At 40.6% G+C, this 25,137-nt stretch carries 21 protein-coding genes and 1 pseudogene; 6 read left to right on the top strand and 16 right to left on the bottom strand.

The features are described 5' to 3' along the window. Positions 1-213: 213 nt before the first annotated feature. The 11 genes and pseudogenes from ACFSUC_RS07545 to ACFSUC_RS07495 form a co-directional block, all read right to left on the bottom strand. Complete coding sequence (locus tag ACFSUC_RS07545) at positions 214-657, bottom strand: contact-dependent growth inhibition system immunity protein (RefSeq protein ID WP_379928924.1); 444 nt, start codon at positions 655-657, stop codon at positions 214-216. Between the two features lie 9 nt (positions 658-666). Beyond that, entirely contained in the window at positions 667-7,116 is a 6,450-nt protein-coding gene (locus ACFSUC_RS07540) for a S8 family serine peptidase (protein ID WP_379928923.1), read from the bottom strand. 31 nt (positions 7,117-7,147) lie between these two features. Further along, positions 7,148-9,577, bottom strand: a complete 2,430-nt coding sequence (locus ACFSUC_RS07535) for a DNRLRE domain-containing protein (RefSeq protein ID WP_379928922.1) — start codon at positions 9,575-9,577, stop codon at positions 7,148-7,150. Positions 9,578-9,959: 382 nt separating this feature from the next. Next, the gene (locus tag ACFSUC_RS07530; RefSeq protein ID WP_379928921.1) at positions 9,960-10,376 is read right to left on the bottom strand and encodes an ATP-binding protein; all 417 of its coding nucleotides are present in this window, start codon (positions 10,374-10,376) and stop codon (positions 9,960-9,962) included. A 75-nt stretch (positions 10,377-10,451) separates the two neighbouring features. Next, the gene (locus ACFSUC_RS07525) at positions 10,452-11,297 is read right to left on the bottom strand and encodes a DUF5677 domain-containing protein (RefSeq protein ID WP_379928920.1); all 846 of its coding nucleotides are present in this window, start codon (positions 11,295-11,297) and stop codon (positions 10,452-10,454) included. A 678-nt stretch (positions 11,298-11,975) separates the two neighbouring features. Then, positions 11,976-12,524: pseudogene (locus ACFSUC_RS07520) on the bottom strand (transposase); the annotation flags it as partial. 402 nt (positions 12,525-12,926) lie between these two features. Then, positions 12,927-13,421 (bottom strand): hypothetical protein, encoded by a 495-nt coding sequence (locus ACFSUC_RS07515; protein ID WP_379928919.1) that lies wholly within the window; start codon positions 13,419-13,421, stop codon positions 12,927-12,929. A gap of 107 nt (positions 13,422-13,528) precedes the next feature. After that, positions 13,529-14,518, bottom strand: coding sequence for a hypothetical protein (locus tag ACFSUC_RS07510; RefSeq protein ID WP_379928917.1), 990 nt, complete (start codon positions 14,516-14,518; stop codon positions 13,529-13,531). Between the two features lie 258 nt (positions 14,519-14,776). Next, entirely contained in the window at positions 14,777-15,301 is a 525-nt protein-coding gene (locus ACFSUC_RS07505; protein WP_379928916.1) for a permease, read from the bottom strand. Further along, on the bottom strand, positions 15,289-15,780 hold the full coding sequence (locus ACFSUC_RS07500) for a hypothetical protein (RefSeq protein ID WP_379928915.1): 492 nt from the start codon (positions 15,778-15,780) through the stop codon (positions 15,289-15,291). The genes ACFSUC_RS07505 and ACFSUC_RS07500 overlap by 13 nt, the downstream gene beginning before the upstream one ends. Then, positions 15,773-16,138 carry a PadR family transcriptional regulator gene (locus ACFSUC_RS07495; protein WP_379928914.1) on the bottom strand — a complete coding sequence of 122 codons (366 nt, stop codon included), beginning with the start codon at positions 16,136-16,138 and terminating at the stop codon, positions 15,773-15,775. Before ACFSUC_RS07495 ends, ACFSUC_RS07500 begins: the two co-directional genes overlap by 8 nt. Positions 16,139-16,514: 376 nt before the next feature. Here ACFSUC_RS07495 and ACFSUC_RS07490 point away from each other — a divergent pair, with 376 nt between their 5' ends. The 4 genes from ACFSUC_RS07490 to ACFSUC_RS07475 all read left to right on the top strand — a co-directional run bounded on the left by ACFSUC_RS07490 (position 16,515) and on the right by ACFSUC_RS07475 (position 19,120). Next, positions 16,515-16,847 (top strand): YtrH family sporulation protein, encoded by a 333-nt coding sequence (locus tag ACFSUC_RS07490; protein WP_379928913.1) that lies wholly within the window; start codon positions 16,515-16,517, stop codon positions 16,845-16,847. Continuing rightward, complete coding sequence (locus tag ACFSUC_RS07485; protein WP_379928912.1) at positions 16,844-17,353, top strand: hypothetical protein; 510 nt, start codon at positions 16,844-16,846, stop codon at positions 17,351-17,353. Before ACFSUC_RS07490 ends, ACFSUC_RS07485 begins: the two co-directional genes overlap by 4 nt. 118 nt (positions 17,354-17,471) lie before the next feature. Further along, complete coding sequence (locus ACFSUC_RS07480; protein ID WP_379928911.1) at positions 17,472-17,774, top strand: YtpI family protein; 303 nt, start codon at positions 17,472-17,474, stop codon at positions 17,772-17,774. Positions 17,775-18,103: 329 nt separating this feature from the next. Next, the gene (locus ACFSUC_RS07475; RefSeq protein ID WP_379928910.1) at positions 18,104-19,120 is read left to right on the top strand and encodes a DoxX family membrane protein; all 1,017 of its coding nucleotides are present in this window, start codon (positions 18,104-18,106) and stop codon (positions 19,118-19,120) included. A 30-nt stretch (positions 19,121-19,150) separates the two neighbouring features. Here ACFSUC_RS07475 and ACFSUC_RS07470 read toward each other — a convergent pair whose 3' ends face one another. Together ACFSUC_RS07470 and ACFSUC_RS07465 are read right to left on the bottom strand one after the other, a co-directional pair. Beyond that, positions 19,151-19,567 (bottom strand): NUDIX hydrolase, encoded by a 417-nt coding sequence (locus ACFSUC_RS07470; RefSeq protein ID WP_379928909.1) that lies wholly within the window; start codon positions 19,565-19,567, stop codon positions 19,151-19,153. An 89-nt stretch (positions 19,568-19,656) separates the two neighbouring features. Beyond that, positions 19,657-20,988 (bottom strand): DRTGG domain-containing protein, encoded by a 1,332-nt coding sequence (locus ACFSUC_RS07465; RefSeq protein ID WP_379928908.1) that lies wholly within the window; start codon positions 20,986-20,988, stop codon positions 19,657-19,659. Between the two features lie 280 nt (positions 20,989-21,268). On the opposite strand from ACFSUC_RS07465, the gene ACFSUC_RS07460 reads away from it, so the two are divergent. Beyond that, positions 21,269-21,478 (top strand): hypothetical protein, encoded by a 210-nt coding sequence (locus ACFSUC_RS07460; protein ID WP_379928907.1) that lies wholly within the window; start codon positions 21,269-21,271, stop codon positions 21,476-21,478. A 146-nt stretch (positions 21,479-21,624) separates the two neighbouring features. Here the strand turns inward: ACFSUC_RS07460 and ACFSUC_RS07455 are convergent, their stop codons facing one another. From ACFSUC_RS07455 to ACFSUC_RS07445, 3 genes are all read right to left on the bottom strand, one after another. After that, complete coding sequence (locus tag ACFSUC_RS07455) at positions 21,625-21,921, bottom strand: hypothetical protein (RefSeq protein WP_379928906.1); 297 nt, start codon at positions 21,919-21,921, stop codon at positions 21,625-21,627. A 63-nt stretch (positions 21,922-21,984) separates the two neighbouring features. Next, complete coding sequence (locus tag ACFSUC_RS07450) at positions 21,985-22,335, bottom strand: YlbF family regulator (protein WP_379928905.1); 351 nt, start codon at positions 22,333-22,335, stop codon at positions 21,985-21,987. Between the two features lie 141 nt (positions 22,336-22,476). Further along, positions 22,477-23,649, bottom strand: coding sequence for a DUF445 family protein (locus tag ACFSUC_RS07445; RefSeq protein ID WP_379928904.1), 1,173 nt, complete (start codon positions 23,647-23,649; stop codon positions 22,477-22,479). A gap of 115 nt (positions 23,650-23,764) precedes the next feature. Here ACFSUC_RS07445 and ACFSUC_RS07440 point away from each other — a divergent pair, with 115 nt between their 5' ends. Next, entirely contained in the window at positions 23,765-25,129 is a 1,365-nt protein-coding gene (locus ACFSUC_RS07440) for a YheC/YheD family endospore coat-associated protein (protein WP_379928903.1), read from the top strand. The last annotated feature ends 8 nt before the right edge of the window (positions 25,130-25,137 follow it).

The following is a 25,137-nucleotide window of genomic DNA, read 5'->3' as shown; positions in this document are numbered from 1 at the left end:
CTCTTTCACCACTTGCAGTTTAAATTCTCTTGCATACTTTTGTCTTTTCAAATGAAGCGCCCCCTGACTATGAATAGTATAATCATATGAACTTATATTGTCCAAATACTATAGGGGGCTTAAGAGCTTTAGGTAAATCATTTCTAGCTTAAAATATTGTAAATCACATATCAAGCCACTTCCGAATTATATACTTGGGGAGCGGCAAGTTCTTTAAATTTCACATTGTTTGAATGCCTCTAGCACTGCCTGTCCCAGTTCTGTATTACTCACTTCTTCTGGCAACTCTTTCTGAATGCCTTCCTTGCTGCTATAAGCTCCATTTTTTTGCTTGAAGAGTGGACGCACCGTATAACCAGTAGTGTTATCAAAAGAAACATCTACGCTGCTGTATTCTTTGACAAATTTGGAATTGCTTTTGATCCCTGTCACCGAAATTGTAGGATCATTAAAATCATTTGAATTATATTTTTTATTTATGGAGATTTCAAAACAATCCTTCACACTCTTTCCTAATTGCTCAGTTGTATAAGGAGAATTATCTACAATAGGTTTGTTTACACCAGCTGGCACGCCATTTGGTTTAACTCCCACAGGGAACATAAATATTCCACCATGCTTTGCACTTTTAAAAACCGATACACTATGCTTCTCCATAAATCCTCCTTATTTAATATACGTAATAATAACTTCAATCCCATTGTCATTCGCATACTTAATGGCTTCTTCAAGCCCTTTCGTCTGTACATCATTAAGTTGAACGTCTGGAAGGGCTACATTTAAGACTTTATCATAATCATCCGCATTGATTCTCATAGTTTCTTTAGTACCATCATAGTGAGTCACTTTTCTTTGTTGAATTCCTTTAAAGTTAATTAAGGAGGTTATATTTTGACGCAATGCATTTTTGAACCCTACCCCTTGATAGGAACCTAGTGACGGATCAATGCTCTTAATGCTAATCAGCTTTCCATCTGCCACTCTGTCTACTACTTGAAAGTTTTTCCCTAGATTATTCCCCAGCATTTCGTCAATATACCGACCACGAGCTAATGGATTCATCTCCCAAGCATTTTTTTCTAATTTCACAGCAAATGTAGTGATCGACAAGGCTTCGTCAGCTTTAGATGTCACTCGTACTGCACCTTTTGTTGTGGCTCCTGCTCCTGTAACAAACGGAATAAACGCAGCACCAGTGTCTAATGCCAAATACCCTAAATTTTCCCAACTTGGGTCGGTAGCTAGCTTATAAATATCATACCCTATAAAAAATGCATCTGCGATAGTATCGAGAAAATGACCAGTCGGATCAATATAGATCAATGGATTATTATGAACATAAGTATAAAGGTTGAGACTTAAAGGGTTGGTGATCTCCCCTTCATAGCTATCTTCACTAATAAAGCGGCCCATCGATGGGTCGTACCAACGTGCACGTAGATATTGGAGATTGGTTGTCTTATCCCAGGGTTCACTGGAATATCGGAAAAGATTATCCCTTGTTTCCACTTCGCTGACAGGATTTCCCCATATGTCATAACTGTACTGATTAAGTACCTGTCCTGTGTGATCACGCATTTCGATGACATCACCATGACCATTTAGCAAGTAATAAGCATCTTCATTAAGGTTATTTTTTTGCATCAATAGTGAATAGCCATGAATATAGGTGTTTTTCAGGATGGTAGAGCCGTCTGCTTGGACTTCACCTTCTGCTACTATCTGATCACCATTATAATAGTATCGTGTCGTCTTACCTAACTCAGTTCTCTCAACCATCAGGTTATCACCATTATAACGATATTCAACCATCGTTCCGTCTGGTTTCATAACTTTCGTTAAACGATTCCATTCGTCAAATATATATTCAGTCTCACCTTCAGGCTCCCATTCATCCAAAAACAAGTCAGCTCCCAGAGTAAGCCGATTGCCTCGGTTATCATAAGAATACACTTCACTTCTATTGTTGGAAGTAGAAATACGATTTAATGGATCGTAACTATAGTCATTTGATCCAGTTGAGCTATTTGATATATGTGTAATATTTGCATTTTGATCATATTGATAACCTATGCTTAAAGCAATTTCTCCACTTGATGTTGAATGATCAATTTGCTGCAATCGATTTGTATCATACGTATAGTTTGTTTTCATCTGATTACCATACGTAACCGAATCGACATTTCCATTCTGTTTATATGTGTATTGCGCCTTCATCATTCCATTTAATTTCACTTGATCTAGCAAACCATCTTGATACGTATATTGCAAATTTTCATCGAACGGTAATTTCATATCCAATAGTTGACCTGATGCGCTGTAATTATACGTAATGGTTCTCAGATCAGGATATTGAACTTGAATAAGTTCGCCTGTATGGTTATCGTATTCATATTCCGTTCGTCCTATATTGTCTGTCATACTCTTACGTTGACCATCTTTATAGTAAGTAAATGCAATTGTTTCTGATGGTCCATATTTATATAATAATTGGTTCTGATCTGAATAAGAATAGGTGAAGATTTGTCCTTCACTATCTACATATTTACTTTTATTTCCATCAAGATCATAGTACGTCTTAGTAACACGTTGAAGTTCATCCTCAGTTTTAATAACTCGTCCCAACTCATCATAATATTTGTAATTGCTAATGTAGTAATTGCCAATGTAACCGGGACTCATGGATTCAATCAAATTCCCAAAATCATCATATTTATACATATAATAATGTTGAAGAGCGTTCTCCACAGAAGTCAATTGTCCGAGTACATCATACTTGTACTTCGTGATATGGTTTTTGGCATCTTGAGAAGTCAGCATCCAACCAGCGTTATTGTAGGTCAGAGTATTAACCACATTATATATTCCATTATCTACTTCTTCTACTTTAACAGTTCGTCCCATTACATCAAAAGATTGCCGAGATCCTATTCCTAAGTTATCTAACTTTTGGATCGTGGAGTTAATATCATCAAACTTTGTACTCAAACTTGTCTGATTTGGGTATATTATTGAAGTATTTCGACTAAAGTCGTCATATTCATAATAGGTACGCTCACCAATTGCATTCTCTGACCAAATTGTACGACTATGTGGATCATATCCAGATTTTGATTTGGCTTTTTGCTGCGAGCCAACATAAATCCCACTCTCTATTTGCATACCTAATGCATTCCACTTTGTGTATCCTTTTCGATTTTCTTCATCAGTCATAATTAAAAAATTGTCTTCATCATGATACTCCCAGATTTTTGAGGTCATCTGATCGGGATTAGTAAGAGAAATCAATCTGCCTAGATCATCATATACATAGGAATACTGATAATTCATAGCATCATAGAGTTCCGTTATTCTTCCACTGGAAATATCATATTCAGCCTTTATCACTTCCGAATGCGGCATACCATCTACATCATGAAATACAGATGTCATTTGAGTTGGGAAAGCATGTCCATAAACAGGGCTATATTCGAAATTACTGACGATCGATTTCTCACTACCAATACGTTCTACTTTTAACATATTACCATACTGATCATACTCATACTTCGTTTGCCTTAAAGAGCTGCCTTGAGCAGGTTGCTCATCAACAATGACTTCAGTTGGACTTCCTTGGTTATTATATTTATTGAATTTTGTTCTTACCCCTAAGTTACCGTCAAACTGTTGAGTAATAGATTTTAACCAATGAGTATTTTGGTCATACTCATAAGTCACCACTTTATTTAGTGGATCAACTTGCTCAGTGATTTGACCGTAATCATTATAGGCAATAGAAGTTTGAGCAATAACTGAATTTGTATGATTGGTCTTATCCTTATAATAAGTTTTGGTTTCAATAGGAGAAGTTCTACGATTAACCTTATCAAAAGTATATTCATTCACATGTTCAATCGTTCGAATATATGATTGATTGGAATCATACTCATCTGCAACTGTTGATACTTTCGACTGATAGTATACTGACCCAAAATTCGAATCAATAAAATCCTTGTCAAAATTGAATTCCACCTCTGTCAATCCGTCAGATAAAGTCGTCTGGAAGGATAAATCTTGACCATATGATGAGGCCATATCACCATTGTATAAAATCATAGCTTTGTTATACACATCTTGGTTACCATCTGTGTAAGGTATAACATCCTCCCTGGAATATAAGCGATATGCTTGATTAACAGTTGAACTACCTAAATATCTCTTAACAGGATTTGGTTCATATTCATACTTTGTTACTGCACCTGTAGGATGGTTAACACGCTTAAGTAGAACATAAGGATTATCTGTTGTGGGCGTCGAATTATACAAATTGAATTTAGCTTGTGCAACATGGTAATCGTATATCGTTCGTCTTCCATCCACATCTGTAACCGCAGTTAATATCTCTTTATTATTTTGTATTTCTTTCTCATATATAACTGTCTTATTCCCTTGTGAAATGATTACTTGGTTTGTAGAATATTGAATGGATATGTTATTACCTATGGCATCTGTTACAGATGACAGAACTTTTCCATAAGTTGTATTTTCTGAATAATGAAAATCTATCGTATTGTTATACAGATCGCGATATTGAATCAGATTTCCATCTACATTAAAATATTGACTAAATCCATCAATTGAACGCAATTCATATTTTGAATGTTCACCATTTACGATTACATTAGAGTTGGAATGAAAACTCAGATCTTTCCAAGGGTAACCTTTTAGCTCTTGGTTATTTATTTCATAGACTCCACCAGATGCTTGATGATAGTATGTCTTACCATCTTTCTCTCTTACAAATGGAATATCCCAACTCCAACCTGTTCCTATCGGAAATCTTTTTTCTTGCTCTGAAGTTACTAATAAATTTGAATAGTAAATACTAGCCACTACCGGGGTGACTTTAGAATTTGGAGGAGAAGCAACACGAGATTGGAGTTTATAGAAACCGCTATATGTATCTCCTAACAGTCCACTTGTTTCTAAAATTTTTCCTGCTGTTAATTCAGCTTTCTGTTCCTCTGCAATGCTAAAAGAAGAATATGGTCCCATTTCCTCAGGCATGCCACTCAACAATAATTCGTAATCGGTGTAATAAGTACTATGATTTGAGGAAACATGCTCCGTCACTATTTTCCATTCTCGATCATAAGCTTCACATAAATCTTCATATAGTGAATCTTCTATGACTGGAGGTTTATCAAGGATATTATTCAATTCGGATACGGTTGAAGCCTCATCATATCTATAATCATTGTTTATATAGTAACTGTCTTTCTCTTCATCAGTTGAACATGTATATTTTTTTTTGTAAACCTTATATTTGTGCGTGATATCATATTTTTCACTTGAAACATATATATCCTCTTCATAATCGACCCAATATGCATAATCATAATCTTTATCCAGTTCTGTATCATATAATTGGGAACTAGCACTATTGTAAGTACGAGTCAGCGAGAAATCCATCCCATTTCTACCAGGAAGATAAAAATCAGAACTTGAAATTGATAAACTTCCAGACAAAAAGGAAATATCCTCCCCAATAATTGAAACTTTGTAAGGAGCTTCGTTTACTCTCGTCTCAGGTTTGTAGATTTCTGGTACCTCTGTTTTAAAACCGAATGTGTTGAAAATAGTAAGGTCATTGTCAGCATAATCAGAAGTCACATCACTATTCTCTTTTTTTGATCTTACTTTCACTTTTTCGTTTTTATTATTAGTTAATTTCGTTTTATTTAATTTTGAAAATTCCGATAATTGATACTCTGCAGCAACATCCACTAATGTCATCCCAGTATCAAGCTTCTCCTGAATAGATTGTTCGGTTACTGAAAACTCGTTTGCCACTTTCTTGATCGTCAGCTTCCCTTTTGAGCTTTCCTGCATATGATTCCTTTTGGTATTTAATGCATTAACTTTTAATTGATTTTTATCATATTGTTTTTTTAAATCATATCCCTTTGGTTTATGTGTATCCTTCTCAATTTCAGTTACAAGTTCACTCTTTTCTTCCTGGTTAGGAATAAATTGCGCCACCTTAAACATACTTCCGTTTTCATCAATGATAGATGAGGCAGAGTGATATAACATACCTCTCAATTGATTAACATCTGATGTAGGAAACATACTTTTATATCGTGCAGCAATTCCAGTAACATAGGCTGCAGCGTAAGATGTACCGCTTTTTTTATTGATCTTTTCTTCCAGATCCATTACATCAATCTTCTCACCAGGTGCTAAAAAATCCATGTTATTACTATAATTTGAGATATCCAACTTTGAACCTGATTCATTAAGTGCTCCTACACCTACGACGGAGTTGAAGTTCGCAGGATATAGAATATTATTGTCACCTTCATTACCAGTTGCAGCAACCATTAATATGCCTTCTTTTTCTGCTATCGTAATTATCTCTGCCAATGCAAGAGAGTAATCCTTGGCTCCAAAGCTCATATTAATAATGTCTATGTTTTTTTCTATTGACCACTCTATTGCACTAATTACACTACTGTAAGTACCCAGCCCGTTATTAGCAAGAACTTTCAAGGCATATAAATTCGCTTGAGGCGCTAATCCATCAATGCCTGCATCATTGTGCTGAGCTGCAATGATACTACTAATTTCTGTACCATGACCATGATCGTCATCATATGTTGTAGACCCAGCCACAAATGAAGCTCCTCCTAAAACATTCAGATCCTTGGAATTCAAATTAATTCCTGTATCCATCACTGCAATATTGACCTCTTGACCCTGATCAAAACGATTATCAGAATTTGTTGTTTGAAGGTTGTTTTTCGGATCATCATAGAGTTCAGTTGAATTTTCTAGAGCATATATTGGATAGTCGAGTTCAATATATTCTACATTTAAATTATTCTTCATTTGATTTGATTCATCCACCGTTAATTCCGTTAACACGATGGGAAGTCTCTCGAATTCATTTTTATACTTGATGTTCTTTTTCTTTAGCTCATCAATTCCTTTGTTTTTATCTTTGTATTTAATTAAATATGTTAGTTTTTCAGAACTTTCTTTTGATATTTCAGAGTTAACGATTGAAGGTGAGGGTAAAATAGTAAAAACTAATAGAAAAATTAATATATTATAGATTAATCGTTTCCTAAACATCTAAACAATCTCCTCTCTATTTGATTTTCCATTATTGTGTAAAGCGAAGTTGATCTGCGTCCTTGTGATCGCTAGCTGAAAGAATTACCATTTCATCAAATAAAGCACTTGGTAAATACGATAGTGGTATTTTCATTTCAAGTACTGCGCTAGTCGTTTGACGATTGTGATTATTGATGCTAAGTGAACTTGAGATACCATCAAATTCATAATCGCCTGTCCATGACCAATTCCATTCATTTGAGTTATTATTATATTGATGTACAGTCGTGTTATTTTCATTCCAGCTTGCAATTTCAAAACCAGCATTTAATCCTAAGGCCGTTCCATTCCTCGATTGATTCGTACCCGCAATATCTTTAGATGGAATATAAATGAAATAATTGTCATTGTTATATCCGTGCGGATACAAAGTAGGATAGTTTTCAATTCTTCCTAATTCAATCATGACGTATAAAAATTCTTGATCTACATCGTAATTAAATGATCGGATATCTCTCTCAGGTTCTTTCACATCACTCGATAAAAAATCGTTATATTCGTCTTCTCTATGGTTGTTCCTGCTATACCACTCTGATATTCTCCCTTCTGGTACTATTCTGTCTACACTGATGCCCGAACGGATTTTATTCTTTAAATTACCATTTTGATCATAAGTAAATATCATTTTAGTACCGTTCGTAGAAACGATTTCCGTAAGTTGATTAACAACATTATATTCATAGTAGTTTTCCTTCAAGATTTTTATCTCTTCTGATATCTCCCAATCTGTCCATTCCACCCCATTGTAAAGGCGAATCATAAATCTCCAATCTCCATACCCAAGATTCTCGAAAACATGACTGTTTTGAGAAGTATAACCTTGGTAATAAAACTGTTGAACGTAATTTTCCGAGTACTTGTTAATTTTCTTCAGTCCATATATTTGATATTTTGTTTGGGAACGTCCACTCTCATCAAAAATATCCCATCCTAATCCAAATGAACTAATATCCTGTTTGTTAACATCAAATCTAGATACAATCGGCTTAGCAGGCGGAGCTTGATAACTAACTAATAATTTCGACTTTTTTGACGAATCCCCATGAAATGAAGTATAAAACTGGACAGATTCAAGGTTACTGTTAGCATACGTGTAGAGACCAATATTCAAAGAACCACTTTCAGATTTTGCTTTCTTTGTCATGTTGGTAACATTAAAATTATAAGTGCCTGCTTGTGTTACACGAACAATGCTGGATGGATTTTCAGTAGTAAATCCCGGTCTACTTCCAAAACTGGTGCTCGGCTGAACCTCCTCAGTCAAATGGTAACCAATAACATCCATAAATCCTGAACTACTTTGCTTCACTGGTTCCTCGGCGTACAATGACATACTTGCACTAATAATGTCATCGGCTTTTGGTAAAGAAGTTAAGGGGAATCGAAAATAACTATATTCATAATGATAAATCGGACCATTGTAATTTCGATAATATTTCTTACCAACTTTGACTTTAGAAGGCCAAGAAAATGTTGATGACGGATTAGATTCGTCCACATAAATTGCAATATATGGATGTATGGTTGTTGATGGATCTATGGTGATTGGATATATTAGACCTTCATCATTCCACGATAGTTCGATAATCGCCTTTTTATTTTTTGTGACAATATTATGCCTAACTTCTCGATATTCTCCACTTGAATCCACTAACCATGATGGTAATAAATTCAATGACTTCGACTCTTCCATTCCGTTTACTGCAAAAGAAAATGAATTAGGAGCTGATTCATCTCTAAGAATGAGATTTTCTTTTATTCCTTCATTTGTGACAACCAACTCTAAGTCGGTATGCTCCCAAACATCACGATAATAAATTTGATTATTATAAACAGAATCAACGACACCAATGGAATCGTTTGCATTTACAGGGTAAAAAGATAGCTTTTCATTCTCAACTGATATAGTATATCCCTTGGTGATATTCTCGTTTATCTGAACATCAAAAGGAACTTGGGGAACAACAAACATTTTATCTTTTATTTTACTCTGGTTTTTGATTCTTTTGTCCACACTATTAAAGATCTCTTTCTCTTTCTCTATTCTTTCAGTCATAGACTTAGACTGTTTTATATCTAAGGATTGAAGATTCTCTTGATTTATTATCTTTGTATTAATTTCATGCCACGTTCCATCTAATGCTTCAAAATGAATTGGCGTTAATGAAACCTCAGCTAGATATGTACCGTCTTCTAACAGATAATTCTTAGAAAACAATGTTCTCTCTTCAACAAGTTCCACTCTTTTAGTTGGTTTGTTTTTCCTCTCTCTTTTTTCGTCAATATTTAATTCCTTAATCGAATCATCTGAGATAACACTTTCACTATTGATAGTTTCAGAAAAACCTATCAATGTAGTAGAGTAAATCAAGATGATACAACAAAAAACAACAGCAAACATTCTTTTTATTTGGCTCATTTTTGTCCTCCCATTCATTATTCATCATCTAACACATCTTCACCGTCCTTTCAGATGACCATTCGATTATATATGAATATAATCAATCAATCTATATCAAAAAATATCTTATTTTGTCGAATCCAAAATATTATTGGAAAACTTCGCTTTAGCACAATATTTTGTAGGACATATTCCACTTTCGCAAACAATTATTCGTCTTATGAATTCGAATTTCACCATTTTAAACTAAATCACCACTTGTTCGATCGCGATCATTTTGAAAAGCTATTGTCGATTGGTTGGCTTGCATCCCAACTTATTAATTTTATATTATGTTCCTTTAGTAGTTGCTCTGCGTGGATTAATCGATTACTAGTAAATCTACCATCCGTTTCCACAATTAAAGCGTCAGGAAAACCTCCAAGTTATTCTCCGCCCGAGTTATCAGAGTAATTTTATTACCTAGTTTATGAACACCAAATCTACCAATCCCTTTTTCACCCATAGGCAATCTATTAAGTTTACTCCGGCTATCATTCTCAATCATTTGTTTTAGCTTTTTTTCCTTATTATCAGTACCTGGTTCCATCCAACAATTTTTAACTGTATCAAATGACATACCATCGCCGTTATCTTCAATACTAATTACGGCTAATTCCTCAGATTGTATATCTCTCATTTTAATTTGGACTTTTTTAGCATCTGCATCATATGCATTTTTAATTAGTTCAAGGACGGCAATATTTTCATCTTTTATTAACTGTTCACCTAGCTGAGACATTAATCTCGCTCTCGGTCTAAAGGCTACTGCTTCCATAAATCTCACCTACTTTCAAATATTTGACACTCTCTTTGTTATCGCGATATAAAGTGGGAGGGGGGATTATTAACATCAATAATCTAAATACTTCTGCTCGGTTTGTTCAAACGACTTATGAAAAGTTTCCATTTCTTTGTTTAACTGAATATGTGATTCTAAGTATATATCTTCAGTTGATTCGTTATGTAATAATTTATACGCACCATATCTAAGTACACAATAGGTCATTATATCACTAATCTGTCTACAACCATGAGCCAACTCTTTCGCTCTTCGTCTTTCATCAATTCTACTGTTGTGATCTATTAAAAAATTGATTGCGTCAGCATCTTGATGAATAAGGTGGCTTCCAATACCATAACCATGAAAAAATCCGTTTAAGAACTCCAAGTGTTTATATTTCGATAGTTCTTTGACTATTTCACTATAAGACCATTTTTGCTCAACTTGTTTCCTGTATTTCCTTGGATACATTTCTTCGATTTTAGCAATCTCTTCATCATCAATCACGACACCTCTAATCAATTTCAATTCATCGTCTTGAGCATGCTGTAGTAATTGAGTGGCTCTTTTAGATCGCCGTACTTCATTAATTTTAGGGAGTATCTCCCAGAATTCTTCAATTTTCTTTTTTCTCTCCTGATGAGTCCCAATAGTTAAATAAGTGAATTTCAATGTCCCTTCTAAAAGGGAGCGAAGTAACATTTCATTATCCCAAACTCTTAAATTACCTACAAGTATTAATATGCTCTCACTTGTTAAGTGACAACTAATTGGAAGTTGTTTTAGCACGTATCGTTCCACAATAGGTATTTCTGATTCTTTATTAAAATATCCTGAAATCAACTGAAAATACTCATGGAGTATATGGCTACTTCTTGCAGCATATTCAAGTAGTGTTTTTTGTACAGGATCCATATATGAAAGTCCTCTTTCTACTAAATTATCTAATATTTCGACACAATCATTGTTTCTTCCTGCTATGATATGACTAAACAGTACTGTTCCTATGTAGCATTGATTAAAAACAGATTTTAGAATGCACTGTTACTGTCATTGAAGATATTATTATCATCTTTACTCTGACATAATTTCTGGACGGGAAAAAGGGGAGGGGCTTCTGGGCTTATCCTTGGAAGGTTAGACATCGTAGATATACCTGAGAAGGCGGGGGGAAGTTCAAATTCATGGCGTGCCTGCGGCACGGGAAAGCAAGGTTTGTGGGTTGGTCATCGAAGCATAACCTTAAAACCAGCTAGCCGCCAGAGAAGTTCCGGCGGTAAAGGTTTAGGGCGTGGAGTCGCTCGGTCGCAAAGCGGAGCCGCTTACCACGCCAAAATACATTAGAATTGATCCGTGTTCTTGCCGTTGGCATGAGTTTGGATCAATTCGTAGGTTGGCCGGTAAAGCGTCAAACATGAAAGCTGCCGATCAAATACGGCAGCGCTGTTGGCTATCCGCCTAGCGGTAAGTTTTTATGGCGTTGGTTTGCTCGGTCGCAAAGCGAAGCGACTTACAACGCCAATAGTGCATACGAATGATCTGTTTCCTTGCCGTAGGCATAAATATGATCATTCGGAGGTATTAGCGCTTCGTATCGAGATCGATGCCAATGACCATATAAGCTGCCTTGCTGACAATCGCGCCGTCTTGTTTGACTTTGAAATGAATCGCATCCAGGAAAACCACCGCATATACGTCTGTTGTGTCCTATTCTGCTACTCCTTGATCAGAGGGACGATCTTATTCGTTACATTGGAAATAAAGGTTCGAGAGACTTCTGATCCGTATAGATTTTGAAGATAATCCTGAATTTCACTGGTGCTTAAACCCATTGCATACAGTGCGATAATCTGGTCTTCAATACCGGTAACGTTGGACTGATTCTTCTTTACTACGAGAAGCTCAAATTCGCCCAAGCGATCTCGTAGAACCGCGATTTCTTGTTCGCCCGTACTCGCTGGCAATGATCTTCTTTCTCTTACCGTTGCGGCTGTTTGCCGTCTTTTTGTTTTTCACATCATGCTTCTCATAGCCCATGTGATTGTCCATTTAGACTTCCAGCATCTCTTGCAGCGTCTCAGCAAACAGTTCCTTCAATGCGTTCTGCGCATCTTGAGCTGTAACCGATTTATTTTCCTTAATGAATTCCCGTAGTTGTTGCTTCGTCTAATCCCGTGTATTCTCCCAATCCTTCTTCTACTTCTATTTTAATAGGTTTAGGAGTTTACACAAACTATTTTATAGACTCGTACCTGCAACACGTGGAAGCAGAAACGACATACATGCGGGATACAAAGATTTAGATTATAGGTTCAATTAAGTCACTTTTAATTTGAATGAATTGAACCTATGCTTCACATAATTATAAATAATTTAAATAAATAGTCTAAAGTAGTAGTAATGAGATCCATTATTAAAGTATCTCAGTTGACAACCTTAAATGTATATCATTTTTTTTACAAATCACACGTTCCAACAATTTAATGAAATAATTGTGAATTAGAGCTCTCCTCAACATTTAACTGAAATGTGATTATAATTAAATTATACACTCTCATAAAGTAACTTATTATTTTCCCCTAAGAGTTTGATATGGATAGGTTGTGAAATTTCACTACTTAAAACATAAAAATAATGTTGTCCTTTATAAGATATGAACTTTATTTGATTGGCTTTAATTCCTTCCACTATTAAATGAGAGAAGTCCTGTACTTCAATTCTTCCAATAAGTAAAGGTTCGATATCATCATTTTCACCATATTTCCAATTTACAATAGATCCTTGAAAGTTTTTTTCGAATAGAACTGAGTGCATTATTTCACTTTTCCCAATCACATTAACATGTATATGGTCAATACTCTCCGATAAAACAATATCTAGATCTTCCTTTATTTTTTTGGATGAGATACTTTCTTTTCGAATGGTAAAAGAAGTATCTTCGTTTATTAGCTTGTAAACGCTTTTTGGGGACAGTTGAATATACAGCAAGTACGAGATAGCAAAAATTACAATCGAAAGAATGATTACTTTTTTTTTCATTTTTTCTCCTTTTATTGATCTTGAATAAATTATAATTCTTTCAACTTTTATTCATGGTTTTAAATCAAATCGAGCTAAAGAGAAGTCTCTCTAGCTCGACTAATATTTTAGAATTGATAATTCACATTAAACTCTTGATCCCATCGATTATTATTGCTACTGAATCCGATACCAATTGTCCCTGGTCCGAATGAAAAAGAATTCACGGAAGTATTATACCATGTTTTTCCATAGTGTAAAGTAAAGCTTAGTGTGGTGTTGGGACTTGGATTCCCATCAGGGAATGTAAAGTAATACCACCCCATCATTTTATAAGCATTATACTGTTCTGGACCAAAAACATCATAATCATACCAATCTTGAAATTTCCATCCTAGTCCATACGGAGAATAGTCTCTACTAGATCCACTTGTAGACAGATTGTAAGTGGTGGATAAATCACTGCCCAAAAGATAAAATCTATCAGTGTTTTCAATAATACTTATCTGTCTGTTGAGGGATTCTAGACCAAACCCGTCAACACCACCTATATCAAGTGTGCAACCGTGAAATGGAGCAGGACAAATAGACACATCATCACTGTAATTATCATTCTTCCAAATTAAATGACCTTCAAACAAATGAAGACCTAATTGACTATCATAGTAAAGTTGATGGAAATCCTTTTTAATATCACTTGAAGATGAAGATAGAATAGTTACTGATTTCTTTTCTGGCTGGATTTTATTGATACCCATTTCTTCTAACTGGGTTTCAATAGTATTTATCTCAGATTGAAGTGATTCAATCTGGATCATCTCTTTAAAGGTGATATTATTATCTTTTTTCAAGCTAACATTTTCGTTAATTTTATTTAGTTTGGTTCTTTTAACACTCATCTGTAACAAGTAATTACTCACAATTTCAGATCGATTCTTTATTTCCTCTTGTTTTTCTGATGGTAGTTGATCCAGTTTAAATAATCCAGGAGAAACTTCAATTCCACTAAGTATGCTATTATCTGTTGTGTAGCTAGATTCAAAATTATTACTTTCAGCAGAGACAGAAACGGACATTAACAAAGATAGAATTAACAATACAAATAATGTTTTCTTCATAATTCCTCCAATGTAAAACTAAAGTAGAGAGCGCGCATCTCGGAAATAATGTAACATATATGGTAATTTTGGTCAATAAAAAATCCTATAACGTACACTCAACACCTAAATTTAGATATAAATTTAATCCGAACTAGTATTTAATTAATTCAGTTTACATAACTACTAATTTTAAGATATTAGATATAACAGTCACGTGATGGTTTCAGACGAGCTTTACATCCTCTCTTGCTATTCTTACAAGGGGCTCGCTAATAGTCATCCTTCCTCCACAACATCATCCTTCAGCAGTTGTCGCTGGTCATATAATTTCTCGAAAAGGAGGCCGAGGAGATAGAAGAAAATGAGGCTGAATGTGATTCGCAGCAGGGAGAAACGGATGCCGAAGGAGTCGAATTCGTAGATGAGCACTGGCAGTTTGGCTGATGTCCACACGCCTAGGAAAAAGACCATGTAGCGGATACCGGCTCCTTTTTTGAGCAGGAGGACCGCAATCGGAAAAGCTACATAGAGAGGGCCGGCTGCGACGACGCCCAGAAGTAAAATAAATAGAATACCGACCATGCTATTCTTCCCCATGTAGGTGATGAGTGTCTCTTTCTTCACCCATTTATCCAACAAGGCTACAAATAGAAAGATAGGCGGGAGCAGGAACAGCATGTCTGTGATGCTCTGCCCCGTCAGCCAAAAGGCTTCTCTCCCTAGTGATGGATTCACCAAGGTAAGTGTCAACAGCACGAGCAGCAAAAGCAAAAAGAATCGATACCTTTTTAATTCACCCATCCCGACACCCCCCAGATGAGACCTGCAAGAAAGACCGACAATAAAACCGCAGCGACATTGCGGGCATAGGCAAAGCTTCGTCCGAACATCTTCTGTTCCATCGGCAGTGTCACGATTCCGACTGTCATGAGGGAAGACATGAACGCAGCCACCTGAGGAAGACCCGCTCCGTTCTCAACAAGTGTTTCCCCAAGCGGAAATACAACAAAGCCTGGTATGAGTGCGAAAGAACCGATCACTGTCGCATACAGGGTCCCTGCTATTCCGGATTGTTCTCCAATAAACGAAGAAATGAAAGAAGGGGACAAGATTGCGAGAGACAAGCCTACAAACAGCATGATGGCCATGACATCGGGCATGATTTTGCGGAACATGTGCCAAGCCTGGAGTAAGGCTTTTTTTGTTTTCGTTCGATCCTTCTTATATGACAGTCCGGTGCAAACGATGGCCAGCGCATACAAGATAATCCCGCTAATCACGGTCTGACTCCTTCCACTCTGAATATTTGTTCATGAAAAAGGTCAGGTTTCGCATCTTGTTCTCTATATAAAGGTGGAATTCCGCCAGTTTGTCCCTACCTGTGTCCGTAATTCGGTACATCTTCACTGGCTTCTCTAATTCCATTCCTCCCCAATACGACTCCACAGCTCCTTCCTCCTCCAACTTTTTCAATGTCCGATACAAGATGGCACTGTCAATGGGATTTACGGGAATTTCCTGCTCGCATTTTTGCAACAGTCTGCCCCCATAGCTGTCTTCCTCCGCTAAAAATAGCAATAAAAATTCTGCGGTATGTCTCCCTGTGTGACGTTCGTGTTTTGGTTTGGATGTTGCCATGCCACTTTCCTCCTTTTCGATTCATATCGGGATTGAACATTCAAGTATTCCAATAATCGTCATCATAAACCCCTGGTTTTAGATAAACCATCACTGTCTAAAACAGAACACTGTTATAAACAGTATAGTGCTAAAAACAGTATAATCTCACATAGACATCACTGTCAACGGATATGAGCTACTTCTCCTATCCACCATCAACGAAGTGAAACAGGCTCTTATCAGTTGGGATAAACAATAGAAACGATAAATTTTCTATCATAACCGTACTGCAAGTCCATACATATAAATATGAACACACAAGAGAATTGCCTTTACATAAGATCGAGCAACAAGGGCAGAAACGCTAGGCATAATGACAAGAGGTGAAGAGATAATGGGCATGTTCATTACCCAAATGATGACTTACTTTGCGATTTCCTTTGGCGTCGTCATGGGCGCTTCTATTTTTAGTGGCATTGTGGCGATTCTGACGCTGCAGCCGCCGGGATTTGCTATGAAAGAAGTAGCGGAGAAAATCAAAATTTGGGCACTGGTTGCCGCAATCGGGGGGACGATTGATCCCTTTCGTCAGATTGAGTCTAATTTTTTGGACAGTCAGTATTCTCCGGCCATCAAACAAATCTTGTACATCATTAGCGCATTTCTGGGCGCCTATTGTGCCAACAAGCTGATGAATTGGCTGTCCAGTGGAGGTCATACAAGTTGAGAGTGCCATCTGCAGCCGTATGGGGAAGGTATGTCCGTGCATTCGCCTTGCTCATATGCGGGGGGATCATCGGCAGCAGTGTCTTCATGATGATCTATCAGCATAATATGGACGAGTTGATCGATATGCACATGCATGCGAAGGAACGCATTCGCGATCTGCTGATGGAAAGCGAGGACTTGAAGAAATACAAAGATCAACAGACCATTATTCGCACAATCATGGTGAAAATCGAGGAATCAAGCGGGCAAGAACCCTTGCCTGAAGTCGTGAAAAATGAACTCAGGGCCAAAGTCCATCAGGATCTGCAATTCCTGAAAGGCCAGCCCATTGTGAAGATTATTCCGAATTCAGACAATGCGCCCCAGACCTTAAAGCACCTGTATCATAAAGTGCACAGCAACATTCACGGCAACAATTATCAGGTCACGATCAGTACAATGATCGTCGTCTACGGCGAGCTGCGTGTGTGGGTGCGGGCCGATGAGTTTGAGGCGCTGCCATAAGTTCCATGAGTTGATTTTCGGTCTGGAAACCAGTACATTAAGGGAGGTACCCATTGCGGTCAAGTCTCATTCATCAAATGGGACAACCAACAGCAAGGACATAAAGGAGCTTACGTTCATGATCATTTCATTTGTACTCTCTATGACCATCTTCTTCTCCCTCATCGCCTCCATCTACTTCAGTACGACGGCGAGAAGTAAAAAAACGTATAAGGAACAGGGAATGACGGTAGCCCGCATGAATATTTCCATGGGCATCATGCTGGTTGCCATCTCTATTTTACAAATCGCCTTCTTTGAATCCTCCACCATCCGTTACATCGTCGGGGCTGTCTTCCTGCTGCTCGGAGCTTTTAATCTATATGGCGGCATTCGAAATTACCGGATTTACAAGCATTTGCCCGCGGAAACAACCAAATAATCTCGCTGGCATCGCGCAGGATTCTGGTCAATCTCTCCGGAGATTGGCTTTTTTTAATCCTTGCCGGTTCCGCATCTCTTCTCCGGCATCCCTGTATCCATGATTCCCGGTATCCCTTATCCCTGTTTCCGGTATCCGTATCCCGGTTTACAGGTATCCTGGCATGCCAGTATCCCGAAGACTTTTATCCCGGACAGGATGGATCACAATGAATGATTTGTGATCAATATCACCATTTCTCTTTTCGAATATGTTACACTTTGCACAGGAAGACATGCTGGTCATGTTTTTCACATCATTTGCAAAACCTACATACAGAGGTGATCATCGTGAAGCACATTTTCAATCAATCAAGCAAGTCATTCGGGTTCTGGTTTACATGGATGATGGGGATGCTGATCGCAGTTCCGGCATTCGCTCATGTCAAATGGTTTAATGAAGTGGAACCCGTCAAGGAAACCCTGGAGAACATATTGTCTCCCGCTTTTTTGATCATCAGCTTACTTGTGGCGGTTGTAATCGGATTACTGCCGCAGATCGAAGCATTGATGGCCAACTCGCGCATGCTCCGCAAGGTAGAGCATACGCTGGACAAGTACCGCACCTATACGTATATCCTGCTTAAATGGGGGATTGCCATTGCGCTGCTGCTGCAAATCACCAATGACAGCATCATTGCCCCCGAAATCGAAGGAACGTCTCTTCAAAGAACGCTCGCACTGGCTGTCATTGTTCTACTGCTCATTCCGTATCATTGGCTGAGCAAATTGGCTGCCGTGCTGATTTTAATCATCTTCTCCATCTCCGTGGAGCATATGGGCGCTTTCTACATGTTGGATTACGGGTTCTATATCGCGATCGCCGTTGCCCTGCTGATGGAGAAAACAAAATTTGAACGTTTCGGCATGCCGTTTATTTATCTGGGAACGGGGCTGTCTCTGTGCTGGGTAGCCGTTGAAAAATGGGTTTTCCCAGGCATGAGCCTGAATATTATAGAAAATTGGAACGTACCCACCTTTGGATTTGAACCGGAGCTGTTTCTCATTTTAGCGGCGTTTATTGAATTTGTGGTCGGTTATTTGCTCGTCGTGGGGATCTTGAATCGCATTCTGGCGATGGTCGTGACGCTCATTTTCATCATGACCACTACCTTGTTTGGATTTACAGAGATTATCGGTCACTTCCTGCCGCACGTTATCCTTATCCTGTTCATTATAGAAGGGGTCAGTTTCTATCACCCGCCGATCAGGATTCACAAAACCAAGCTTGATCAGATCATATTCGTCTCCCTGAATTTCCTGTTTGTACTGGCCACCATGCTGCTTATTTATTACCGATTTGCATAATGAACCAACGGAATCAAACGGCCTTCTTTTTCAAGAGGGCCGTTTATTTTGAAGGGTATACATCGAGCCTTGCCGATGAATGAGCTGCTCAATGCCCTGCTTCAAGTAAGACATCAGCGCATTCGCTTCTTCGATGGTTTTCCATGCCACCTCTATGATCTGATCATCCCCCTCCAATTGCTCCGGCACATGCGTTGCCGTTGCAAGAAAGGTGAAAAACAACACTTGTTTTTCGTCCAAAAATGCTTCATTCACAGAAACCAGCTCATGCACAGTCACCGTTAACCCGGTCTCCTCTTTAGCTTCACGCACAACGGCTTCCGTCAACGTCTCACCGTCTTCCACCATTCCGCCAGGAAGCGACCAGGTCCCTCTTCGGTTGTAAACCATTAATACTCTTCCTTGCTCATCTTGTACGAGCGCATACGCAACATTCACTCTCTGCATCCTTCTCTTCTCCCTTTCTCCAGGCGCTTGCAATCGAACATCTCCAAAGAAATGTTACATATCATGCAGCTGTCTCCGCACACAATGGGTTAGCCCTGCTCAATAACATGGGCGGTAATGAGTGCTTTCATGACGATCTGATCATGATGGTGAATGTCCACCTCAACCTTGCCAAACCGCCGGCTTAGTTCGATCATCTTCGGCCGAATGACAATCTGGTGTTCCAGTTGAATCGGCTTGATAAAATAGAGCGACATGTTATCCATGACGAGATCGCCCCGCTTCTGCTCCTTGATCAAACGCTGTGCGCCCAGCGCGGACAAGAGCGTCAGTACCCCTTCTGAACCGGTCCCGAGGGTATTGGTCATCTGCGGGGTAAGTGTCCCGACAAACCGCATTTCTCCCACTTCGGAGACCTGTTCCTCAAAGGAGGACCAGATCTGCTCCTCATACGTTTCTCCAGCCTGATGCTGGTGCTGAGACATCTGCATCGCCTTCAGCACCTCCTGACGACCGACCACACTTAGCAGCTTGCGGTTATGATCGACGACGGGAACCAGTTCGATTCCTTCCCATACCATCAGATGCGCGGCAGTGGCGATTGAGGTTTGTGAGGTGACGGTAAGCGGATTACGGGTCATGACACGCTCGATCGACTGATCCTCCCTGATGTTCACAACATCCTTGGAGGTCACGATGCCGATCACCCGGCCCCATTCATCGACGACGGGGAATCGCTCCTGCCCGTGCTCCTGTGAAAGTCTCTTCCAGTCGGCGATCTGACTGCCCGGTCTGAGAAACGGGATCTCTGCCTTGGCAGCCATGACATCCTCCACCAGCATAATCTTTTTCTTTATAATGCGATCATACATCGCCCGGTTAATCATCGAGGCCACCGTGAACGTATCATACTTGGAGGAGATGACCGGAAGGGCCTTATCATCGGCCATTGCCCTGACCTCACCCATAATCTCAAATCCGCCCGTAATCAGCACACCGGAGCCATGCTCCATCGCCATCAAATGTGCGTTTGCCCGATTTCCAACAATGAGCAGGCTGCCCTGATCGACATACGGCTTCATGTCTTCCAGTTCCATGGCCCCGATCACAAACTTGTTCAGCGTCTTGTCGAGACCTGAAGATCCGCCAAGAACACGACCATCCACAATGTCTACAACCTCGCGAAAGGTCAGTTGATCCAGGTAACGCTGGGTCTTCTCAATACGCACCGTTCCGATCCGTTCCTTCGTGCTGACGAGACCCGTATTTTCGGCCTCCTTGATCGCTCGATAGGCCGTCCCCTCACTGACCTCCATTTCCTTGGCGATACCACGTACCGAAATTTTATGTCCGATCTCCAGACTTTCTATGTACTTCAAAATTTGTTCATGCTTCGTGACGTGCTGATGGATATGCTTCAACTGTTACACCCCAACCCTTATAACTGTACTTATCTGTACTATATCACACTTTGATTGTGCCATCCATCACACCTTCGTATCCACATGCAAGCAACCTTCCTTACCGCGTATCCTCCCCACATTCACAAGTGCCAAATAAAGTATCAAACCAAATATTTTATCACAAATCAAGCATGGTGCCTACTGTTTTTCCCATCGTTTAAATGATGTATACATTTACATATTGTTCCTATATTCTGATTAGTATAGCAGTTCACTAGAGCAAACAGGAGGGAGCAGCATGGAAAACCATCCGAACGAATATAAAAAATATTTGAAAATGGCGATCCAATCTACACTCGTCCAATACAAAGACCAATTGCATTTGCTGGCCGACCAGCATCATGACAATCAAGACGTGCTGGAACACATCTCGGAAGAAGTCGTTCGCAAGGCCAAACATATGGAAGAGATTACGAATGAGGTTATCCGGCAATTCAGTATTCGTTAAGATCGCGCCGAAAGCTGCGCCATTTTACATACGTTTTGGACCCCTCTTACATACAAAAGAAGCCTGAGCTCATCCCGTCAAGTATGATACAAATGCACGACGGATTGGCGCCCAAGCCTCTTTTTTTTGTGTGTTCATATGGCTAGTCAGTTCGATTTTGCCTTGCGGCTTAGTCTTTCTACCTTTTCCTCCAGCCATTTCTCCTGTTTCCACTGCTTCATCCGACGGATACGCGCCAGCTGACGCTCTTTTTCTTCGTCTACGCCAAGCAACCGATACAGATGAGCAGACAGAACCAACAACGCGAACCCCAGCCAGACCACTCCGAAGATGGAAGCCATGCTCCAGCCCTGGCCCATTTCCAGTCTGGGCAGCATGAACAACAGCATGCCGAAGGTGATCACGGCCGCACTTATCGGCCAACCTTTTCCTAATCTCTTCATCGTGACACACTCCCTCGCCTCTTTTCTCTATCTATATGAGACAAGCGAAGGAAACATGTCCGATCAGGCGTTAAATGACGGCTTGTAGATCTCGTCAAATGGCTCGGCCACGATACGCTGCACGTCCTGCATCATCGCCTGTACCTTCTTCTCAGCTTCGAACAGCCTGGAAATCAACGGATTCATGGAAATGACATCAAAATATTTCTGGATCTCCTCCAGCTCCTGCTGTTCCGGCTCCTCGCCTCCCATCATTTTCTGCTGCAATCCCTGCTGTTTCACCTGAAAATCTACCAGCATGCTGGTAGCATTCTCGTCTCCTTCAATCGCTGCAAAGGCCTCCTTCAACTGCTTGAACTCATCACTATCCTTCATAAAGGCTGCTAACTGATTGGCCTGTTCATATACGCTCATGTTTTTTTCCTCCCGTTTTTCGTATGCTCATTTCTTCCGTTTGTTCATTCAGCCATCTCTTGCATTCTGTTGGCTATTTTCACTTGCTATCCCTCACATAAAACGCATCTGCACGCAGGTAGCGCCAGGCGGTTACATTGATCAGATGCCGATCAGGACATAGAGGCCTGCTTGAACGAGCCCTATCATGCCACCCAGCAACGCGCCGAGCCAGGTAATCGCCCGAAATTCCTTGCCTGACAGACGAAGAATCACATCCTCCAACTGCTCGATCGGGAACTTTCTCACTTCCTGCGAGACGAGACGGGGCAGATTCAGCAGCTGAACCAGACGAGCCATGCGCTGCTGCAATTGCCGAACAGACCAGCCCAGTAATTCAGGCAGCTTCGGCAACATATGCGCTTCTACCCAGACGGCCACCTTCGCTGCTTGCCCATTTTCCAGTTCATGCAGCCATTTTCCTTCTGAAATATGACGGTGGATCTCTTCTTTCAACGAGCTAAACAGCGACTCATCCGCTTCCTTCACCTTTGCCGCCAGTTCCGCTACTGTCTGATTCAGCAGGCGATCGGACTGCCGCTTGAGAAAGCCGCGCAGCGCAAACTGGACATCCGGAGCATGCAGTTTCTCGATCAGCATCGGCCTCAGCTTATCTGCCAAACGGTCCGCGTCCATGAACATGCCCGCAAGCGCGCCGAGCAGTCCCCCGGATGACTGTTCCATAAACTTGGACAGCATCTGTTTGAGCAGCAGTTCGCCACGGGCAGACTGCAATTCTTCCCGCAGGGCATCCGCCAGCTTTTCTGCGCCCCGATTGACAACTTCCTCTTGCTTGGACAGCCACGCTGCAGGCAGTATTTCCTTCAAAGGACGATCGTCCTGCATCGTCCATCGCTCCAGTCTGTCCAGCACAGCCGAACTGCCGGATGTGGCAGCCAGAAGCAGCATGTGCCTCATGTCCTCCCACTGCTTTTCTGTGAGCCATTGCAAAGCAAAATCGCGGATCGACAGGTCTGAGTCTTTCCATCGCTGCATCTCCTGCCTGACTTTCCCTTCTACTTTCTCCTGGAAAGAAGCTTCATCCAGCAGTCTGGACAACCCTTCTGCCGTCACGAGATACTGGGCCACCACATCGCCGAGGGCATCCGCGATGTCCTCTCTGCGTTTGGGAATCAAGCCCGGTGTGAAAGGCATTCGTTTCCCCCTGACCATGACCGGCTGACGGGGATGAAACAGCATCTTGATGGCCAGATGGTTGGTCAATCCGCCAATGGCCGCGGCAACCAAAATACTGATGACAATAAACGCAATCATTGTGTCATTCCTCCTGTTCGAAACAGCCTGAAGATGATTCACCAAGCTATTTGGGCGTTCATATGATGAAGTAATGTCAGAAGATGAATGTCGGTGCTGGAAGGAGAACCGTTGAATGTCAAAAAAATGGACCGTTCATATCGCAAATGCCCAACCGCTTCATGGACAACACACCGTCCTCATTCATTCTACAACTTTGAAGGCATGGAAATTACCCGAGCAGGTTCAATTGCAATTCGGATCAGAAAGGCTGCCCGTTTCGGTCCAAAGCACGAAAGGAACAAAAGGAATCACCCTCTCTGCCAGCCTGGCCCAAACACTCGGCTTGCACCAGGGCATGACGATATGCGGGAAATACCTTCCTGCATCGCGAACCCTCCGCCTGGGACCTCTGGTTGCGGTCATGATGAGCCGGACGTACAGTTCTGCCGAGCAGCGCCCCTTTGCCTCGAATACAGCCTTTTGTGAAGAATTGACCGAGGCGATGCGCATGATGGGCGGTATCATCTATTTTATCACGCCCAGGGACATTGACTCCAAGAAAAGCACCTTACAGGGCCGATATTTCCAGCACGGCTGGAAGCAGGGTTCCTTCCCGCTCCCGGATGTGGTATACAACCGACTCACTTCCCGCAAATATGAAAATCTTGCGAAAGTCCAGCAGTTCATGAACGAGATCAAGCAGCAACCGGGCAGATTTCTCTTCAATGAACGTTATTTGGATAAAACCGATGTGTTTGCGGCCCTGAATCAAGATCCCGCGATCCGCAAATATTTGCCTGAGTCTCATCTTTATCAAAATTATGACATGCTCAAGCGCATGCTTCAACGACATGCCACCGTCTTTATCAAGCCGATCAGCGGCAGTCTTGGAAAAGGCATTCTCCGCATTGACCGTCAAGCTGGCGGCACGTATGTGTGTCAATCTGCTGGTCTCAGTCGAACACGCCGATCGCATTTCACCAGCCTGAAGAAATGCTATCAAAGCCTCTCCGGCAAACTCAGCAGTCGCAAATATCAAATTCAGCAGGGGGTCACGCTCATTCAGGCAAGTGGCCGTCCTATTGATTTTCGCGCGGTTGTTCAAAAAAATCAAGCAGGAAAATGGTCGGTTACCTCAATCGTAGCCCGTATCTCCGGCAATGATTCCATCGTCTCCAATCTGGCGAGGGGCGGCACCCTCAGCCGAGTCAAGGAAGCGTTGCTCAAATCCAACCTCTCCGCAGCACTCAGCAAGGAGAAGATGAGGGCCAGATTGCAACGAGCCTCTGTCGATATTGCAGCAGCGCTGGAAAAGCAGCTGTCGGAGCATTATGCCGAATTCGGCATTGATCTGGCGATGGAACCCAGCGGCCGGGTCTGGCTCATTGAGGTGAACACGAAACCATCCAAAAATGATAACACGCCGCTTACAGAAGGGAAAATACGCCCTTCCGTACGGAAATGTGTGCAGTACATTCATTATTTAACGAATGAATAGGAGGCATC

The sequence above is a fragment of the Marinicrinis sediminis genome (assembly GCF_042685085.1).
Taxonomy (GTDB): Bacteria; Bacillota; Bacilli; order Paenibacillales; family KCTC-33676; genus Marinicrinis; species Marinicrinis sediminis.
This window is presented reverse-complemented; position numbering and strand designations above follow the sequence as displayed.

Bases quoted from the DNA above. Each gene is read 5' to 3' on its own strand.
- ACFSUC_RS07505 (WP_379928916.1), bottom strand. From the start codon at position 15,301: ATGGGTGAATTAAAAAGGTATCGATTCTTTTTGCTTTTGCTGCTCGTG.
- ACFSUC_RS07470 (WP_379928909.1), bottom strand. From the start codon at position 19,567: ATGCAGAGAGTGAATGTTGCGTATGCGCTCGTACAAGATGAGCAAGGA.
- ACFSUC_RS07445 (WP_379928904.1), bottom strand. From the start codon at position 23,649: ATGATTGCGTTTATTGTCATCAGTATTTTGGTTGCCGCGGCCATTGGC.
- ACFSUC_RS07535 (WP_379928922.1), bottom strand. From the start codon at position 9,577: ATGAGCCAAATAAAAAGAATGTTTGCTGTTGTTTTTTGTTGTATCATC.
- ACFSUC_RS07495 (WP_379928914.1), bottom strand. From the start codon at position 16,138: ATGGCAACATCCAAACCAAAACACGAACGTCACACAGGGAGACATACC.
- ACFSUC_RS07455 (WP_379928906.1), bottom strand. From the start codon at position 21,921: ATGAAGAGATTAGGAAAAGGTTGGCCGATAAGTGCGGCCGTGATCACC.
- ACFSUC_RS07525 (WP_379928920.1), bottom strand. From the start codon at position 11,297: ATGGATCCTGTACAAAAAACACTACTTGAATATGCTGCAAGAAGTAGC.
- ACFSUC_RS07515 (WP_379928919.1), bottom strand. From the start codon at position 13,421: ATGAAAAAAAAAGTAATCATTCTTTCGATTGTAATTTTTGCTATCTCG.
- ACFSUC_RS07460 (WP_379928907.1), top strand. From the start codon at position 21,269: ATGGAAAACCATCCGAACGAATATAAAAAATATTTGAAAATGGCGATC.
- ACFSUC_RS07530 (WP_379928921.1), bottom strand. From the start codon at position 10,376: ATGGAAGCAGTAGCCTTTAGACCGAGAGCGAGATTAATGTCTCAGCTA.
- ACFSUC_RS07480 (WP_379928911.1), top strand. From the start codon at position 17,472: ATGATCATTTCATTTGTACTCTCTATGACCATCTTCTTCTCCCTCATC.
- ACFSUC_RS07540 (WP_379928923.1), bottom strand. From the start codon at position 7,116: ATGTTTAGGAAACGATTAATCTATAATATATTAATTTTTCTATTAGTT.
- ACFSUC_RS07510 (WP_379928917.1), bottom strand. From the start codon at position 14,518: ATGAAGAAAACATTATTTGTATTGTTAATTCTATCTTTGTTAATGTCC.
- ACFSUC_RS07490 (WP_379928913.1), top strand. From the start codon at position 16,515: ATGGGCATGTTCATTACCCAAATGATGACTTACTTTGCGATTTCCTTT.
- ACFSUC_RS07440 (WP_379928903.1), top strand. From the start codon at position 23,765: ATGTCAAAAAAATGGACCGTTCATATCGCAAATGCCCAACCGCTTCAT.
- ACFSUC_RS07450 (WP_379928905.1), bottom strand. From the start codon at position 22,335: ATGAGCGTATATGAACAGGCCAATCAGTTAGCAGCCTTTATGAAGGAT.
- ACFSUC_RS07545 (WP_379928924.1), bottom strand. From the start codon at position 657: ATGGAGAAGCATAGTGTATCGGTTTTTAAAAGTGCAAAGCATGGTGGA.